General features: G+C 51.1%; 14 protein-coding genes. 9 read left to right on the top strand and 5 right to left on the bottom strand.

What is annotated here, in order from left to right; genetic code table 11:
• Nucleotides 1-292: 292 nt before the first annotated feature.
• The 6 genes from SH467x_RS16935 (at nt 293) to SH467x_RS16960 (ending at nt 9,817) form a co-directional block, all read left to right on the top strand.
• A complete protein-coding gene (locus tag SH467x_RS16935) occupies nt 293-4,045 on the top strand; it encodes a polymorphic toxin-type HINT domain-containing protein (protein ID WP_482368283.1) in 3,753 nt (1,250 codons plus the stop codon).
• Between the two features lie 8 nt (nt 4,046-4,053).
• Complete coding sequence (locus SH467x_RS16940; RefSeq protein ID WP_482368284.1) at nt 4,054-4,425, top strand: hypothetical protein; 372 nt, start codon at nt 4,054-4,056, stop codon at nt 4,423-4,425.
• A gap of 15 nt (nt 4,426-4,440) precedes the next feature.
• Nucleotides 4,441-5,241, top strand: a complete 801-nt coding sequence (locus SH467x_RS16945; protein ID WP_482368285.1) for a polymorphic toxin-type HINT domain-containing protein — start codon at nt 4,441-4,443, stop codon at nt 5,239-5,241.
• Nucleotides 5,242-5,255: 14 nt separating this feature from the next.
• Complete coding sequence (locus SH467x_RS16950; RefSeq protein ID WP_482368286.1) at nt 5,256-5,657, top strand: hypothetical protein; 402 nt, start codon at nt 5,256-5,258, stop codon at nt 5,655-5,657.
• A 381-nt stretch (nt 5,658-6,038) separates the two neighbouring features.
• The gene (locus SH467x_RS16955) at nt 6,039-6,377 is read left to right on the top strand and encodes a hypothetical protein (protein WP_482368287.1); all 339 of its coding nucleotides are present in this window, start codon (nt 6,039-6,041) and stop codon (nt 6,375-6,377) included.
• A 2,657-nt stretch (nt 6,378-9,034) separates the two neighbouring features.
• Nucleotides 9,035-9,817 carry a formylglycine-generating enzyme family protein gene (locus SH467x_RS16960; protein WP_482371388.1) on the top strand — a complete coding sequence of 261 codons (783 nt, stop codon included), beginning with the start codon at nt 9,035-9,037 and terminating at the stop codon, nt 9,815-9,817.
• A 1,357-nt stretch (nt 9,818-11,174) separates the two neighbouring features.
• On the opposite strand, the gene SH467x_RS16965 is transcribed toward SH467x_RS16960, so the two are convergent.
• Together SH467x_RS16965 and SH467x_RS16970 are read right to left on the bottom strand one after the other, a co-directional pair.
• On the bottom strand, nt 11,175-11,327 hold the full coding sequence (locus tag SH467x_RS16965) for a hypothetical protein (protein ID WP_482368288.1): 153 nt from the start codon (nt 11,325-11,327) through the stop codon (nt 11,175-11,177).
• Between the two features lie 402 nt (nt 11,328-11,729).
• A complete protein-coding gene (locus SH467x_RS16970) occupies nt 11,730-11,930 on the bottom strand; it encodes a response regulator (RefSeq protein WP_482368289.1) in 201 nt (66 codons plus the stop codon).
• 44 nt (nt 11,931-11,974) lie between these two features.
• On the opposite strand from SH467x_RS16970, the gene SH467x_RS16975 reads away from it, so the two are divergent.
• Complete coding sequence (locus SH467x_RS16975) at nt 11,975-12,535, top strand: tyrosine-type recombinase/integrase (RefSeq protein ID WP_482368290.1); 561 nt, start codon at nt 11,975-11,977, stop codon at nt 12,533-12,535.
• An 18-nt stretch (nt 12,536-12,553) separates the two neighbouring features.
• Nucleotides 12,554-12,718, top strand: coding sequence for a hypothetical protein (locus SH467x_RS16980; protein ID WP_482368291.1), 165 nt, complete (start codon nt 12,554-12,556; stop codon nt 12,716-12,718).
• Nucleotides 12,719-12,768: 50 nt separating this feature from the next.
• On the opposite strand, the gene SH467x_RS16985 is transcribed toward SH467x_RS16980, so the two are convergent.
• Entirely contained in the window at nt 12,769-13,245 is a 477-nt protein-coding gene (locus SH467x_RS16985; RefSeq protein ID WP_482368292.1) for a hypothetical protein, read from the bottom strand.
• Nucleotides 13,246-13,574: 329 nt separating this feature from the next.
• Here SH467x_RS16985 and SH467x_RS16990 point away from each other — a divergent pair, with 329 nt between their 5' ends.
• Entirely contained in the window at nt 13,575-14,792 is a 1,218-nt protein-coding gene (locus SH467x_RS16990; RefSeq protein ID WP_482367239.1) for an ISAzo13 family transposase, read from the top strand.
• A gap of 46 nt (nt 14,793-14,838) precedes the next feature.
• Here the strand turns inward: SH467x_RS16990 and SH467x_RS16995 are convergent, their stop codons facing one another.
• Both SH467x_RS16995 and SH467x_RS17000 read right to left on the bottom strand, forming a co-directional pair.
• Nucleotides 14,839-15,447 carry a hypothetical protein gene (locus tag SH467x_RS16995; RefSeq protein ID WP_482368293.1) on the bottom strand — a complete coding sequence of 203 codons (609 nt, stop codon included), beginning with the start codon at nt 15,445-15,447 and terminating at the stop codon, nt 14,839-14,841.
• A gap of 130 nt (nt 15,448-15,577) precedes the next feature.
• Nucleotides 15,578-15,970 carry a hypothetical protein gene (locus SH467x_RS17000; protein ID WP_482368294.1) on the bottom strand — a complete coding sequence of 131 codons (393 nt, stop codon included), beginning with the start codon at nt 15,968-15,970 and terminating at the stop codon, nt 15,578-15,580.
• Between the last annotated feature and the right edge of the window lie 284 nt (nt 15,971-16,254).

Consider the following 16,254-nt stretch of genomic DNA (forward strand, 5'->3'; position numbering starts at 1 on the left):
TGCTTCATCCGTGCAACGCCAGTTGATCCGATCTCCTTTTACGACCGCACCGGATCTGAGTGATCCTGACAACCTTCGCACGATCACACCGCTAAGCAGCACTACCCCACTAGCGATGGCATTTTCCAATGCAACGACTGTTGACCTTAGTGCTATTGCTCATCAAAGAGGGGCCAACATCGGATCGACTGCCACGCGACGAGTGCCGTCTGACGGTCGCATGACTCAACCTGTTCAATGGGTGGGGGCTTATTGCACAGTTGATGGCGAACAGATTCACCCAAATTCAGTGATGATGACGTTGCCATTAGGCGAGGGTGAGGGAGAGGACGCATCAGAATCAATCGTACCGGAGCTTGACCTTCCCGAGTTGGAATTCACGTCCTACACCGGCGCACTAAACGATTTTACGCCGTCGCAGCAGGCTGGCAGAAACGAGATAACGAGCTTCGGATTGTTTACCGCATCGTCGTTAATGAACCCGGACTTCACGTTGCCAGGGCTTAACTGGGTGCGACAAGTTGACCAAACCTGGGTAAGCGCTACTGAATGGAGTATTACCGAAATCTTCGTCATGTCGTTTCGGCTGACGAATTCGAATGATTCGACGGACTCACAGGCAACAACCCTGCGGTCACTAAGAATCGATAGCGGTGATGAGGACCTGCCGCCTGAGGACGATCAGGACCTTCTGTTGGATATTGATACCACAAAGCAGTCCATTGCGGATCGGTACGGTTTTTACACGCTTGTTTTCCATGCTTCTCGCGGCATAACCACGCCAGCAGAAGCAGGGGTGAAATGGAGCGTCAATGAGAGCTATTCTGACACTATTGAACTAAGTGAAACAACTGCCGTTGAAACAGCCTACGCACCAGAAGTGTACGATGTGGAAATACACGGAGGAACTCAGCTTTATGAGAATGATTATTCTGGCAATCTATCCGTAAGCGATTCCTCACAACTAACCGTTTCCTCTTCCGGAGGGAATAGCTTTAGCAGCACTCCCAGCTTGAATTCGAGCAATGACACTACGCGATCACTGTCTGCAAACATAGATTACAATGCGAGCGGAACTTCACTTGGATTGTCAGGATGGCAGAATACTTCGTCCACAGGGAATATCGCATTTCAAAATCAAACGGGCACCAGTATTGCCGCACTTCAGTCAGTGATGGCTTCTTTGTACCCAGATGTCTCTTTTCCAACTAATCCACAAGATCTCATTGCCGAATACCGTGTCGCTCTTGATGATGAAGACTATTTGCCTGGAGCACGCATTGACGATCTAGGGGAAATCGACGGAAATGGAACCCTCTCCGCATCCGGGGGCACTTCAACAAGCGGGCGAAGCGGTGTAAGTGCTGGATCAGTGAACTTGCTAGCGACGCTGACAAATGGCAATTACGATTCACTGCTGGGAACTGCAATGAATCAGATGAACGGGGCAAAGGAAGATTCGGGGAAAGCGGCAGGTACCTTTGTATTCAATGAAACGGAAGAAGTGCTTACACTGCTGGGACCTGAAACGACGACAGTTCGGCTTTTCGCGGGTTGGAAGGGGCAAGATAGTGATTCCGCTACAGCAGACGCTGGACTTCATGTTGATATCACTCTCGGCACTGAAGAAATTGAGTACTCGCACGACGATACCGACGGAAAACAGGAGGGGGAAGTAACAGGGGGATCTCATGCAGGCGTTGATGATTTCATAGAGATATTCCTTACCTCTCAGTTGGAGGATGTCGTCGATACGACTTACCAGGATCAGTACGGTGATCACTCGGTAACTGGAAGCATGACGCGGACTCGCAATCTCTGGTATTCGCAGGAAAACGCTGGAAGTACGCTGGGTGACGTGACTGGCCTAGCGAATTTGGAGAATGTTGGATCAGAATTTGATTCCGACATTTACGGCTTTAGTAGGGAGATACTTGTCCAAGAGTACATAGAGGACTGGGACAGAATAGACCTCGTTGAAGCGACAAGCGAAGTTTTTTTCAACGGCACAGGCTCTGTCTACATGTACGAGAAGCTACGCAGTATTTCCGAGGTCATCGGAACTGCGTCAGCTTCGCGAGCCGGTGACGGGCCATTGGTTGTAAATATGGATGTGGAAGCAGTCAATTCCCTCTCGGTCGACTACACGGATGATGAGGCAGTCTACGAGTATAACAACCCAGGTGGTTGCATCCTGGCATGCGCGATCCTATATGACTGGACTAGGTCGGCGTCGCTGAACGGTAAGATCACGAATACTACGACGATCACAGGTTCCGCAAGTGTTGATCCAGAGAGTGCGTCCGGTGATTCCGGCGGTTTCACGACGGTCGAATCTAGTCAATATGAAGGAGATGATTCCTTGAATTTGGTCGTCACCGGCACAACCGATGGTGGACCAGAAAGACGAATGCAGCGCGAGAAAGAGCTTGAGATGCTGTTAGGAATATTCGAGGAATCAGAGGAAGACAATAGCGGGTATGGGGACTCTGGATACGGCGGGTACGGAGGAGGTTCTGGCGGTGGCGGAACTGGCAGTGGTCCTGGAAACATCCCAGGTGTATCCGAGCCAACCAGTATGTTTTGGGGAGTGACTACGGGATTCTTCAAGGGACTTGTGCAAGGCGCTGCGAACGTTGTGAACGGCGTCCAAGATGCTGCCGTAGGGCTTGCGAATTTGCCGGTGCAAGGTGCCAACTTGATCGCCGATGGAATTGACAATGCACGAGGCACTCCAGAGCATCACAGAATTCGCATACCAACGATTCCGAGCCCTGACTGGAGCCGCAATCTTGTAACGGAGGAATACGGTACTCCTGGAGGCTGGGACGATACCCACGGCTGGAGCAAGTTTGCTGGCGGCGAGGGCGTCATGGCGCTCTTGACCGCAGGGGGATCCAAGGCCGCCACGGCCGTGGACGAGGCGGGCAAGTGTGCAAACTGGGTTGCCAAGTTCGTTAAAGGAGGTTGTTTTGTTTCAGGCACGCTCGTCACGCTGTCCGAACTTCCGTTTGACGATTCACTTGAATCTCAGATCTGGTCAAGCGACGAGTGGTATCGCACGGCGATTTCAAACAGTTCCACCGTAAGCGCAAAACGCATACTTACCCCGATCGAACAAGTGCCGCTGGGCGCGCGAGTACCGACGAAGAATCCCAAACCGTGGGAGTTCGACGACTCACTGCCTGAGCCCGATCAAGATGAGTGGCTCAAGATCTCGATCACCGTTGAACGGACGGATGGTGGTGTGGTCGATGTAGAGTTGCTGCGGCCGCGAGCGTGGGTCGAAGCGAACGGTATTCAAGCCGGTCAGTTGCTGCCGCTGAACATTGCCGAACTACAAGTTGCTGGTTTCGCACATGTCACGGCGATCGAAACTTGTCCAGTCATCGCTTCCGGCGACGGCAGCGTCATCACCGGTCGCTTCGTCACCCGTCAAGTCGACACAATCGCCCGCGTCGCGATCCTCGGCGCTGATGGTTCGATTGAGGTGCTTGAAGGGACCACCATTCACCCCATCTGGTCGCTCGATCGAAACGACTGGGTAGAACTCGGTGAACTCCAGCAAGGTGAACAACTCCTCGGGCAAGCCGGCCCTGCGACAGTTCTCAGCGTCACCATCCTCTGGTCGCCCACCGCTGTCTACAATATCGAGGTGCATGGCGAGCATGTGTATGAAGTGGGTGCGCTTGGCGTGATGGTCCATAACGCTACGGATGAGTGCTTGGAAGCTGCAAAGCGATTAGGCTTGTATCTGGAAGATTTGAAGATTGTTGACGGAGTGGGACGACTACGAGTCTCTTTTACCGATGCAATTAAGCACGGTGACATCGCGAGGATCGTTGATTTTGCAAAGTCACAGGGAGCTTCAAGTTTAGTTTTAGATACAGGTCAAGTCGTAAACCCCAAAATCGTAGAAAGCATCGAAAGAGCGATCGCGGCTGGCAAGCCGTTCCTGGGAGGGAACCCTCGGTTTATTCGTGAAATCCCGAACATAATACCCTCGCAACCGCCGGTAAAGATTTTTGAGATTGTATTCCAATGAGGATAATCATGCCAGATGAATTAGATGAGCTCATCAAGTCCATGACTCCCTTATTCAACTCGTTGCCAAAGGTCATTAATTCGCGCTGGGAGTACCAATGGGTTTGTGACGGACTAGTTTGGTCTGATGAGTTACCAAAAGTTGCGCTAACGGATCGGCAGGAGCAAGCCATTAGATACTTGTTAAACTATCGAACTGGCCTGATTTTGCGCGAGGCGAATTCTTCGCTGGAGCCGCTCTGGAATAAAGCAAAATCTGCATTTCCCCGATGGCCCGGTTTCGCGCCCGAACGGTGTGTACCCACGGAAGAACTTGTCGTGTATGTAGAAAATGCACGCAAAAAACTAGAAGATTTCTTGAAGGAAAACGCAGACGCTTGAGAAGCAACCACGTGGATGGCTGTAGACAAAATTTTACAGCCCGCTTCCCTTTTATTCGCCGCAGCAGTTCGCTCCCCAAACCAGTGCAAGATGAGTGGCTCAAGCTGTGGTCATCTGCTGCCGCTGAACATTACGGAGTTGAAAGTTGCCGGGTTCGCGCATGTCACGTCGATCAAACCCTGTCCAAGGATTGCTTCCGGTGAAGGATCCGTCGTCACGGCGCGGTTCATCACTCGCGAAGTCAACTCGATAGTCCGCGCCGAGATCTTAGGCCCGGATGGAAAGATCGAAGTCATCGAGGGCACACCAATCCACCCCATCTGGTCGGTCGATCGTGACGATTGGGTAGAACTCGGTGAACTCCAGCAAGGTGAACAACTCCTCGGGCAAGCGGGCCCTGCGATTGTTCTCAGCGTCACCATCCTCAACCACCCCACCGCCGTCTACAATATCGAAGTCCACGGTGAGCATGTTTATCAAGTTGGTGAGCTAAGCGTTCTGGTGCATAATGCTTACTTTTCTGACTTCAGATTCCGAGGCGCAGTCCGGATAGACGGACTGCGCGAAGCAACCCATGCGGATATCGTAAAGGCGTTCGACGGCGCGGGTGTCTCACTATCAAACCACTTCAACACTCGGTTGAAGGATAGTAGACTTGAGAGGCTCGGGATGCGTACGTTCAACGATCTGGAATCCATCCTTCGTAATGGTGTTATAGAGGATGCTGATGATGGCGCAATCGCGATCGTCCGAAACGGCATTGCAATCATCATGGATCCAGCTACGAAGCGCCTGATTACGATTCGACCCTGGTAGTAAAGGATAAAACGATGAAGCATATTCGTCCATCGAAACGGGATGGCCGGTCGGTCTACTCTCAGACGAAGCAAACGAAGTGCCCTTACTGTCAGTCGCAGTCAACACTCGATGTCGAAGACATCGGTTGGGTTCCCGGGCCGTTGAATCGTAATACATATATCTGCTTGGGATGCTGCGAGGATATCTACAGCGTATGCGCGAGCGATGAGTACGATACAAATCCTTATCGCGACCTCGTAGAAGAAGCGGCGAAGGTCGAAAAAGTCTCAACGAGGATGTTTCGAACAAAGTGTATTGAGCAGCAAATCGATGCGGGCAACGAACGACTTAACCGTGGCGAGATGGATATTCAGCAACGAATTCAGCCGCTCGTATCACTGTTGGATAAGCTGAAGAAGGCCGTCGGACCTTAAAATGACCAGAATAGTATCGCCGCTATTAATTGGCATCTCAGCAGAGATTCCAGCATGCGATGCTCGAAACAGTTCGGCGCTAATGTCCGGCTTGAGCTTGGATTTGCGCATTTTGTCTTGCGTCAGTTCTAGCGCCTCACCACTCGCGAAGTCAACTCGATAGTCCGAGCCGAGATCATAGGCCCGGATGGAAAGATCGAAGTCATCGAGGGCACACCAATCCACCCCATCTGGTCGGTCGATCGCAACGTCTGGGCGCCGCTGGGCAACCTTGTCGAAGGAGAAACTCTGCAAGCTTCGGGAGGTATTGCGAAGGTCTCATGTCTTTCACTCGTCACTTGCTCGTTTCCGGTTTACAATATTGAAGTGCATGGCGAGCATGTGTACCAAGCTGGTGGTCTGGCGCTGCTCGTGCATAACACCGTTACCTGTATTGGACGTATGGAAGATCTTAAGGCGTTTGATGATATTCCCGCAGACATTATTGATACGTGGCGGAAGACGGGCTTGGGAGACGATGAGCCTTGGTCGGTGAACAGGGATTGGCTACTTGAGCGTTGGCGCCGCGGAGACGCCTTCGCCCTTGCAACAGACCCAAGCACTCTGCCACCTGTCGTTGATGGTTTCAACCAAGGTTTGGCAAACGGGTATTTCACCGCAAAAGAGCTCGACCTTTTGAAGAAGCTTGGCGTAGACGTAATTGAGATTTGGCAAAAATGAACAACGGCTATCAACTGCTGTACCCAGACTGCATTCGAAGTTTGGTCGATAGGTCGGCAAAATGTCCAATCTCAGTGGCCGCATTGAGTTGGATAGTGTTACGGCTCAACTATTCGTATACGCCACAACTATCGGGTATTTCATTCGCTGTTGTAGCTGTGAAATATCCGGGAAAACATCTGACAATTGGTGCAAAATACATAGACAGTGAGATCGATCGCGAGTTTGCGATAGTGACACTGATAGAGCACCTTTTAAACACATTGCCATCGCGGGAGTTTTTTGACTTCGCGATGCAAAATGATTCATGGCAACTTGAGGCCGAGCGTCTGTTTTCGTCCGTTGAGTAGACTCGGTTGCGGCAGGCATTGGGTCACTAGTGGGACGCATGAAAGTAAAGAAGACCGGATGGCCTTCTGAATACTTGGCCGTACGCGTCCAAGAAAGGGAGGTAGCTAGGACTAGTCGGTTTGGCACTAGGTTGATGGGTGCTTGAACTTGACAGCGAGCACTCGGCGCGGACGTGCTATCTGCTTTTGATCGGATTGGTAGCGACTTTCTTCTTTACGATATATGCGAATCAGCTCGGGATACCGGCCGTCATGCAAAAACGTGGTCGTTATCGCAAGTAGTTCGAATCCTGCACCTCCACTACAAAACAGCATGTTTTCCCTGAGAAAACGGAGGTTTTGAGACGACTCTGGCGACTCACAGGACGACTCACCAGGGGGCGAGGCAGCGCACAAGACGACGCAGCACCTGCAGGCATGGACTGGCATGGATAGGCACGAACTCCAAAGGAACTGCCCAGAAATGCGAGAAACCCTGGGAACAAGTTTTGTGAGTAGAAAGTGGAAAGTAGAGCAGTCCTTCGGACAGGACAGGAACCGAACAACCCATGAAATCCCCAGGGAAGGCGAGTTTCGTTACCCCGCGCGACGCGAAAAACGACGCGCGCCGAAAAAGCAGACGGCGCACGGGCAACGATTACCCAGCCGATGGACGCTAAAAACGCTACCGCAGCAACGCCAACCACGAGCGCCGGATAATTCGAGATGCTGTACAGCGATCAGGGATCCTGCGTCGCATTACACCATAACGCCAGCGGCTAGCCGCGGCAACGCGCCTCGGGCTGTCAGAGTCTCCTTTGACGCGACTGAAGGGTGTTTTGGCGTCCAATATCCTAAACGACAACGCATTCCGTTTTGGAGGGTGGCACACAAATCAACGGTCCTTACAGCCCATTTGATCAATTCTATTCGCTATACTTAGAACTTTGTTTTCCGGCGCATGCGCCGGAGAATTACTAGTTACACCTAAGAGAGCATTGTGTCGCAAAGCGATTACGGATGGCAACCGATTGAACCTCACGAGATTGTTCTTGAAGGATTCGACGGCGCAGTGAAGATTACTGTGGACTCTCTACTCGCAACATCTTCCACTCTTGCACGTCCAGATGCTTTGGGCATGACGACGACCGTCCGAATTGATCGTCCAAACTGTAGCCCTTCGATAAACGTCAGTACAAACCATGCGTACTACGGATCGTTGGCATCACTGAGCGATTCTGTTCTCGCGTTTAGATAGGGACGTGCTATTGATATGACGATTGCCGCAGTTGGCCTTCAACTGAGATTATACGAACATCATTTCGGGGCGAGATCCGGAACCTGTGTGGCGGGCGATGTGTCCGACGTTTCGGAAATCGATAATTTTCCCTGGCCAGCCGAGGATATTGGAAATCGTTTGCTACTTCAACGTGAGTCTTCGTTTCATCTGCGGTTTGCATTCCAGACCAGCGTCGTTGATCCACCTTTCGTAACGAGATTTGCTGACAACATCAATCAACTGGTGCGATATGTCCAATCCTTGGGGGCTTCATGAAATTCTTGCTTCGACAATAAATCGGTGTAACAATGGGTTGCAGACGAAGCTCTCGATGAGCCGCTTTGACTTGCGTTGAGTCAACCACTCGGGCTGGGTGATCGCGGTCGTTCGCTGACCTCGCGTTTAGCCTTGAATGCCATTTCGATGAATCGATACACTCCTAGTTTGGCATCAACGGACCGAAGCGATCCACTAACTAGTTCCCTCATTCACACAATTTTTTTCTGGTTGGTTCTCGATGCGGTCTTTAGTTGTTTTCGCGTCAATCGGCATCGGGGGATTTGGCGAGGCATTGTGAGATCCGGCTTTTCGTATATCGCAATACTTGTTTCTGTCGTGTTTGGACTAAGGCATTTCTCGAAATTATCGCCAGTTTACGCGTTGGTGCGGCTCATTTCCGAGGTCGCAATCGTCTATTCGATTATGGTGGTAATTTGGATTGCGTTGCTCGTGTACCTTGCGATGTTTGTCCCCGATGCGTTCAGCCACTAGAATGTTGTCGAGTTCGATTCGGTCTCCGGACCTTCAGCGAACCAAATGTTGGAACGAAGCCCCCAACGGTCCGTTTCGAAATGGAAGCCATGTTGGCGGAGGCTAGGTCAACTTTGGCGTTACTGCAAGACCATTTAGAACGAAACTCGCTTCACTCTGTTAATAAACCAATGACTCGTTTCACGCTCAAAACGCTTTGCCTTAGTTTGGTGGTTCTGATGATCGAGGCACGACTCGGTCGTGCACAAGAATTTGAGACCATGACGAATAGTCTGCAGATGACTTTTGTCCGCGTCCCGGGTGGTGAGTTCAGCTTTGGACCGCATGATTCTCCCAAAGATCGTGAAGTAATTGATGGCTTTACCGTAAAGATGCGAATGGATACTGGACTCTGGATGCAACAACACGAAGTCTCCGCTGATACGTATCATCGATTCTGCAAAGAAGCTGAGTACGTTACTTCGTACGAGAGAAACCTCAGGCGAGACCGGATTAGTAATCCGGAAATAGCAGACCAGAGAGAACCAATCACGGAGAAAACGTCGGTTTATCCCGTAAATTACGTAGCGCTAGAGGACTGTGTTCAGTTCTGTAAGTGGCTGTCGAAACTAGAGGGTCGTGAGTATCGTTTACCAACGGAGGCGGTGTGGGAGTACTGCTGTCTACTCGGTTGCAATGGAGTAGAGAAACCCAGCCTTTTTGAGTCGCCCGTTTCTTGGGTTGGAAAGCATCAACTCGGCGACGAACAGTCCGACAAACTCCCTTTGGGAGAATTCCGCACTGGCCCACGCGCAACTACTGAGGGAGCCCCTGATCTGCTCGGACTATACAATATGCGAGGCAATGTTCAAGAACTACGCGACAGTTGGTACCATGCAAGGATGACACTCCAACTACCGAGTGGTGTAGTTGGTCGTGTAGTTCCAGTGGTAGTCCGAGGCGGTTCATGGACACAGGGCCCCATGTGGGCTCAGGCAAAGAAACGGAGCTGGCAAAATGCTTATGCTTCTACAAAAAGTACCGGCTTTCGCGTGGTACTTGATCTCAGGAAAAAGCAGTAACAATCCAATGGACCGAAGCGTTTGATCGGCCACTTCCTGATGGAAAACTTACTTGCCCCCACTGGGTCATCGGAGGCGTTCGCATAAAAGAGGGATGCAATAATCAATCACAGAAATCCGTACGATCCACCTGACGCGATACCTGCATTGCGAGCGCATGATCGAATTGGCTTCAGGTTTTCTGTGGCGCGTGCTGTATGGTTCAGTCCGATTATCATTTTCGGTTTAGTTGAATTGGCGTTGTTCCTAGTTTCACAATTGCAGCGAGGACCAAACGGGAAGCACGGTTCACTTTTGAGTGAGCGTGAAATCTTCTTGGTTTGGATCTTAATGGCAATACTCGGCATTTTATGTTTTGCCTACTGTGCTTGGTTGGTAAGATCGTTGTATAAGAGGTCCGCAACAGTACAAACGGATAACTCCGGTTCATTGGTTAGGGAATAATGCGAACCATGGCATGTACACGAAGCCCTCGATCAGCCGGATTGACTTGCGTAGCGTCAACTGATCTGCCATCGCTGATGCCAATCGTTCGATCACAAAAAGAGAATGGTCCGCTAAAATGCGACGTCTTCAGTTTGGAACACGGCTGATTTTTGTTGTAATGGCGACCTTTGCTCTCTTCTTGTCGCTCGTCATTAGTGCCCGACAAGCAGAGGTCAGATTTCGTAGATATCGCTGGGCCATTGCCCGAGAGTATGCCGACCCAAACCAACCATCTTACCGAATCGGTGTTCTCAGAGATCATTTCGAAGGGCGCCCTGTGATCTTTCTAATCGAAAAGGTCCCCTACGTTGTGGATCCAGGCATCCTCCCATCATTCTGTGTCACGAATGATCATATTCCTTCGACTGATCGAATTGCATTTATTCGGGATGTTCGTGTACGTGGCCACACTCTTATTCCTACGGAGCAAGTACAGGTTCTCTTAGCTGATTGGGGGCAAGCTCCTACCAAACATATCCTGACTATCAACCAGTACAAAGCTATCGCCGATAGAAAGGCTCCACTCAAATTGGCGGACTCTTTGTGGAATGCTATTCGAACAGCATCACCGACATCAGCAGACCAAACATTTAAATGAACCCAAGTTCTCGACAATCGCCTAGTGGTATCGTGCTCCCAATCTCTTCGGATTCGGGTATTCAAATGTTCCGTCCGAAGTCTAATTCTGGAATACGCAAAGTGAGTCAGATCTCGCGTGTCCGTACTTACCACCGTTGGTGTACCCGCTCCGCATGTAGATACATCGGCCGAGCCACAATACTCGTGCGAGATTACCGAACCATGCACCGGGACATGGGCAGACATGTAAGTCAATCGTGGTAAGACAAATTCACACTTTCGCTTCCATCCACTAGCTGATACGTTCCTGTTTTACTTGGGCCAACGAACTCGATCGCTCCGGTGCTGCGACGGATGTCGAGCTCACGCTTCGCGGTCGCTTGGCTGCATCCCAGCGCTGCTGCGATTCCCATTCGATCGCCAGATTGGTTCGTATCCTCGACACGAATCCACTCGTGCAAGCGCATAATACGACGCAGCACCTGCAAGCATGGGGAAGTATGTATAGCTATCCTGAATCGCCTTCCAGCCTTCCACGAATCCACACCGGAATTCGAATGAAGAAGGTCAATCCAATTTGGTAAATGATCCTGGGTGGCGTCGTCTGGGTTTTTGAACCACGGACGACACGGAATACACGGAAAGGGAGTGTGGAATTGTTGTGGCCTTGCTTCGGTGTGTTCTGCGTGTTCCGTGGTTCTTTGATCTTCGGAGACAAAGGGGAACTCTCCAGCAATACCAAAAACCCTGGGAAGTGCTGCCAAGACGAAAAGGTCGGGTGCTACCAGGCAAAGAGAGTTGAGGAGGAGAAAGTAGACGGATTCGAAAAGAGAACGAATTCGATTCGTTATTGCTTGTCGGCGCCTCCTCGATTTGCCTTCGTTGGGATCTGAAGATCCAATAAGACAAAGCTGTATTGAGTCTTGGCCAAAAGCTCCTTGGCATCCTGCTGGTTCGTGGCTACGTCAAACTCGTAGCTCAGCGAAAACAAAATATCCTCAACCATATCGACGATCGTGGGATCGTCTTCTACCACAAGTGCTTTCATCTCGATGTACCTACTGACTTTCTCTTGGCAACAGGATCGTTACCGTGGTTCCCTCGTTTTCGCGACTCAAGGCCAAGGGGATGGCCACGACAACCATTCATAAACGGATCCAGTTCGCGCGCCAATTCATGCACGATGCGGTCGATTGGAAGATCATCGACGAGAACCCGTTCCTCAAGGTAAAGACGCAGAAGAGCTCGGTAAAGGTCAATGAGTTTGTGCCTCGCGAGGTCGTCGACAAGCTGATGAAGAAGGCCAGCCCGGTGTGGCGCGTGATCTTGGGGCTGAGTCGCTACGGTGGGCTTCGTACGCCCTCAGAAACCCTATCGCTACGTTGGGAAGACATCGATTGGGAAATGAATCGAATGAGCATCCCGGAGCCGAAAGTCGCGCATCACGAAGGCCGTGGCATTCGTAGCTGCCCGATCTTCCCGGAGCTACGTTCGATCCTCGACGAAGCGTTCGAGATATTCGGCGACAAGAGCGAGTATGTGGTCGCTGCGCCCCAGTATCGAGCGGCTGCCAACACAGCGATGGGTTGGAAGAACGCCAACCTACGCTCCGAAATGACACGACTGTTGCGACGCGCGGGCGTCTCTGGCTGACCGCGATTGTTCCATTCCATGCGTGCAAGCCGGCAAACGGAACTCCAACGGGAGTTCCCGCTGCATGTGGTGTGTTCCTGGCTTGGCAACTCACCACGTATCGCACAGCAAAGTTACTTGCTGGTCACCGAGGATGATTTTGCCAAGGCAGCTGGATTGGCGAAGATCATGGCGGAGGAATGAGTGCTAGTCAGTTTTGGAACGTTGCCCGGCGACGGGAAGCGTCACCCGATTTAACTAGCTTTGACCTTCTGCTTGCATTTCGCGGCAGCATCGCGAACGACTTTGTTGCGATCTATGGAAGCCATGTCGATCAACTCGATTGTTCCTGGGTGCGTAGAGTCTATTGAAGTCGCGGTTATACGCAGGAACCACGGCCCTACGCCTGCTACAACGAACAGTAATGGAATGATCCCATAACGTACGAGTAATAGATCCAACCATGTTGGGTGCACGGACCGTCGAAACAGTATGATCCAAACCATTGCCCACTGGCAAAGGAAGGCAACCCAGAATGCCCGATGTGTTTTGCCGAAATCCAGAACGAGCAGGGTTACCACCGCAAGCACAGCCTGTATCAAGAGTGCTGTCTTAAACGCGGCTATGTATTCAGGCGAATAATTGATCCAGTTCCTTCTGTTTTCCGGAGCTTTTGGCAGTTCGGTCGACGATTCAGGTGTTGGTGATTGATAGGGATTGTCGATTGCCATAACTAAATCGCATGCATAACGAGCTGAGCGACAAGCGTGGCGATCACGAAGTCGCAGTCCAAAAACGATGAACGAAATCGGCAGCCGACCGCCGACTTCGGTGCATCGCTGTGTAAACCCTGCAATGGCGTTGTCAGCTGGGGGCAAGTCCTCTTGTGCGAAACAGGGCGCTTGCGGAGATCAGTATACCAACTGGCAACCTTAAGAGCACAAGCATGTACGGTGATGCGTGGAGGGTGCCTGGCAACGGGGAACCTTAGGCTCCGTAAAGAAATAACTGTCCGGAGTTGGTATTGATTCTCGATTGGGTTTTCTGCCATGCTGTCAGCATGACGGAACGAAATGTTGTTGAATGGATTAGAAGCAAGTATACCGACATGTGTGCGAGCTTGAATGAACGGTCTCGAAGGCTTTGGTGCGCCGTCGAGGCACGGGCAATCGGCTATGGCGGCATTGTAACGGTTGCCGAGGCTACAGGAATCTCCGAGAGGACGATTCGACGTGGTTTAGCGGAATTGGAACGCGGCGTTGAAGTCCAACCGGGCAGACAACGAAAAAAGGGTGGTGGACGTCCGACGATTGAACAGAGGCAGCCTGGGATTCGCGCCGCCATCGAAAAAATTGTATCACCTTCGACTCGTGGCGACCCCATGGGACCTCTTCTATGGACATGCAAGAGCACCCGCTCGATCGCTACTGAGATGCAACGGATCGGCTTTTCGATTACCGCCCCGACGGTAGGAAAAGAGCTGCATGCCGCGGGGTACAGTCTTCAAGCAAACAGGAAGACTCGAGAAGGCGAAGACCATCCGGATCGTGATGAACAATTCCAATACATCAATCGACGTGCAAAGGCGTTTCAGCGAAGTGCCCAGCCAGTTGTTTCAGTAGACACCAAGAAGAAGGAAATCCTTGGAAAGAAGAAGAATGCGGGGCAGACATGGCGTCCGTCAGGACAACCGCTGGCGGTCGATACGCACGACTTTCCAGATGCCGCAAAAGGCAAAGCGGTGCCATATGGCGTTTACGACATAACGACCAACGAGGCTGTGGTGAATGTCGGCATCAATCATGATACCGCGCAGTTTGCGGTTGCATCGATCGAGCTATGGTGGAGACGCCTCGGCAAGAAGCGGCACAAGAACTCGACCCGCTTGATGATCACCGCCGATAGCGGCGGAAGCAATGGTGCAAGAAATCGACTATGGAAATATGAGCTGCAACGCCTTGCGAACAAAACAAACCTAGAGATTGAGGTGTGCCACTTTCCGCCAGGAACAAGCAAATGGAATAAAATTGAGCACCGTGTCTTCTGCCACATCACAAGCAACTGGCGAGGCACCCCACTGGAAACCTACGAGGTAATTGTTCAATTGATCGGATCAACGACGACGGCGAAAGGGCTTGAAATACACGCCTTCCTTGATCAACGTGAGTACGAAAAGGCATTGAAGATTACGGATCAACAAATGGCTGACATTAATATTTTCCAAGCCAAGTTTCACGGAGACTGGAACTACACAATCAAGCCGAACAAAAAAGACTAGACTGGACAGTTATTGCTTTACGGAGCCTTAGTCGATTTCTGCCACATCATTTTGTTGCGCCCCAGACGATTAGGGCCAAAAATACAGTGGTCAACGCGATTGTACCAAGACCCACGATCGCTGGAATTCGGTTAAGTGGGCCGTGAACCGGCAACGCATGAATCTCAGGATTGTACGAAGGAATAATGGTTTTGCTGATGTTGGTGGGATGTGAATTCCGTATATCTTCGTCTTTAAACGGCCAAAAGTTGTTCTCCATCTTTTCGTCAGCAGCCAAATCGGTGTCGAGAAATGCAACAATCCGTGTCAGTGTTTTCCAAGTGTTCTCAGATACGGAAATTGGATGGTCGACAGTGTCGTCGTGAATCTGGTACAGCAGTTTCGAAATTTGCCGAACGCTTTCGTCGCGTGAGTCCATGCATTCGCAGTTTAAGTCATCGAATCTGTAGGTCCTAATGGTGCCATTCATATAGGCGATAACGGCATCACGGAGCTTTCGGCGGTCGTCGTAAGCGATTGGGTTCATCTCAGTGGCAGAACGACCGTGGTCGCCGATGCCGCCGCAGACCACGTTGACAAAAGTTAGGAACGCACCAGCGGTGGCTTCGATGCACCGCGTCAACGCACGGAACGGGCGCTGGTTAGTTGGGTTCAAGTCTCATGCGCGAGTTAGGACACCTGACTGGAGCAGTATACCAAATGGCAACTTTGAGGGCACGGTACAGCACAGTGACGTAGGGAGAATACCCGGCAAAGGGACTCGTTATCTGATTCCTTCAATTGTATTATCCTGGATTTCCGCTACGAACTTCGGCAATCAGCCTTGCCAAAAGTGGTGCGAAATCCTGAGTTCTGGTCGCTGGGTTTGTCTTTAGTAATCGAGCAATCTTGGGATCTTTTGCGTTAGCAATCCCAATCTCGACCATATGGATCAAACTGAGTTTCGAAAGCAAAATACTAGCCTTCACATTTTCCAGCTCGAACAGTTTCGTTTCCGCATTGGATATGTCGTTTTGAAAATCAAACGCCAAGTTTCCGGCCAGAATTCGTTGTTCAATTTTCGTAAGGTCTGCAATCACGTCTTCTGTCAATTGATGGTCAGCCCATTCTTCGAATTGGAATACGTTTTCAGGACGACAGGCGGCGGTCACCGCAGTCGCGGCCAAAAAACTCACCACGGAGCCATCGTCGATCCGCGATTTAGGCACATCGCATTGGCGCGCCCGCCGTGGGCGTTAATTATGAGGATGGGCGTTGGTTATGTGGTTCAAGTCCTTCATGCGAGGTAGAAATTCCTAGAAGAATGAGCATACCAAACGACAGCTTCGCAAGTGCAAGAATTCGGTAGCGTTGAGAGGGTGCCCAGCAACGGGCATCCATAGCCTTTTACGCCACATTGCGACAGCGGCGTAAGCCGGAAATGAGTATGCCAGCCATGAGCAACAGTGAAACTGTCATTTGG

Source organism: Brakhagea slesvicensis, from assembly GCF_052161625.1.
In the GTDB taxonomy this organism is placed as follows: domain Bacteria; phylum Planctomycetota; class Planctomycetia; order Pirellulales; family Pirellulaceae; genus JBKCUI01.

What these genes read in the sequence shown, in the direction of transcription:
- SH467x_RS16960 (WP_482371388.1), top strand. Translation starts at nt 9,035, where the DNA reads ATGACTTTTGTCCGCGTCCCGGGTGGTGAGTTCAGCTTTGGACCGCAT.
- SH467x_RS16970 (WP_482368289.1), bottom strand. Translation starts at nt 11,930, where the DNA reads ATGAAAGCACTTGTGGTAGAAGACGATCCCACGATCGTCGATATGGTT.
- SH467x_RS16990 (WP_482367239.1), top strand. Translation starts at nt 13,575, where the DNA reads ATGACGGAACGAAATGTTGTTGAATGGATTAGAAGCAAGTATACCGAC.
- SH467x_RS16940 (WP_482368284.1), top strand. Translation starts at nt 4,054, where the DNA reads ATGCCAGATGAATTAGATGAGCTCATCAAGTCCATGACTCCCTTATTC.
- SH467x_RS16980 (WP_482368291.1), top strand. Translation starts at nt 12,554, where the DNA reads ATGCGTGCAAGCCGGCAAACGGAACTCCAACGGGAGTTCCCGCTGCAT.
- SH467x_RS16935 (WP_482368283.1), top strand. Translation starts at nt 293, where the DNA reads ATGATGACGTTGCCATTAGGCGAGGGTGAGGGAGAGGACGCATCAGAA.
- SH467x_RS16945 (WP_482368285.1), top strand. Translation starts at nt 4,441, where the DNA reads ATGGCTGTAGACAAAATTTTACAGCCCGCTTCCCTTTTATTCGCCGCA.
- SH467x_RS16950 (WP_482368286.1), top strand. Translation starts at nt 5,256, where the DNA reads ATGAAGCATATTCGTCCATCGAAACGGGATGGCCGGTCGGTCTACTCT.
- SH467x_RS16985 (WP_482368292.1), bottom strand. Translation starts at nt 13,245, where the DNA reads ATGGCAATCGACAATCCCTATCAATCACCAACACCTGAATCGTCGACC.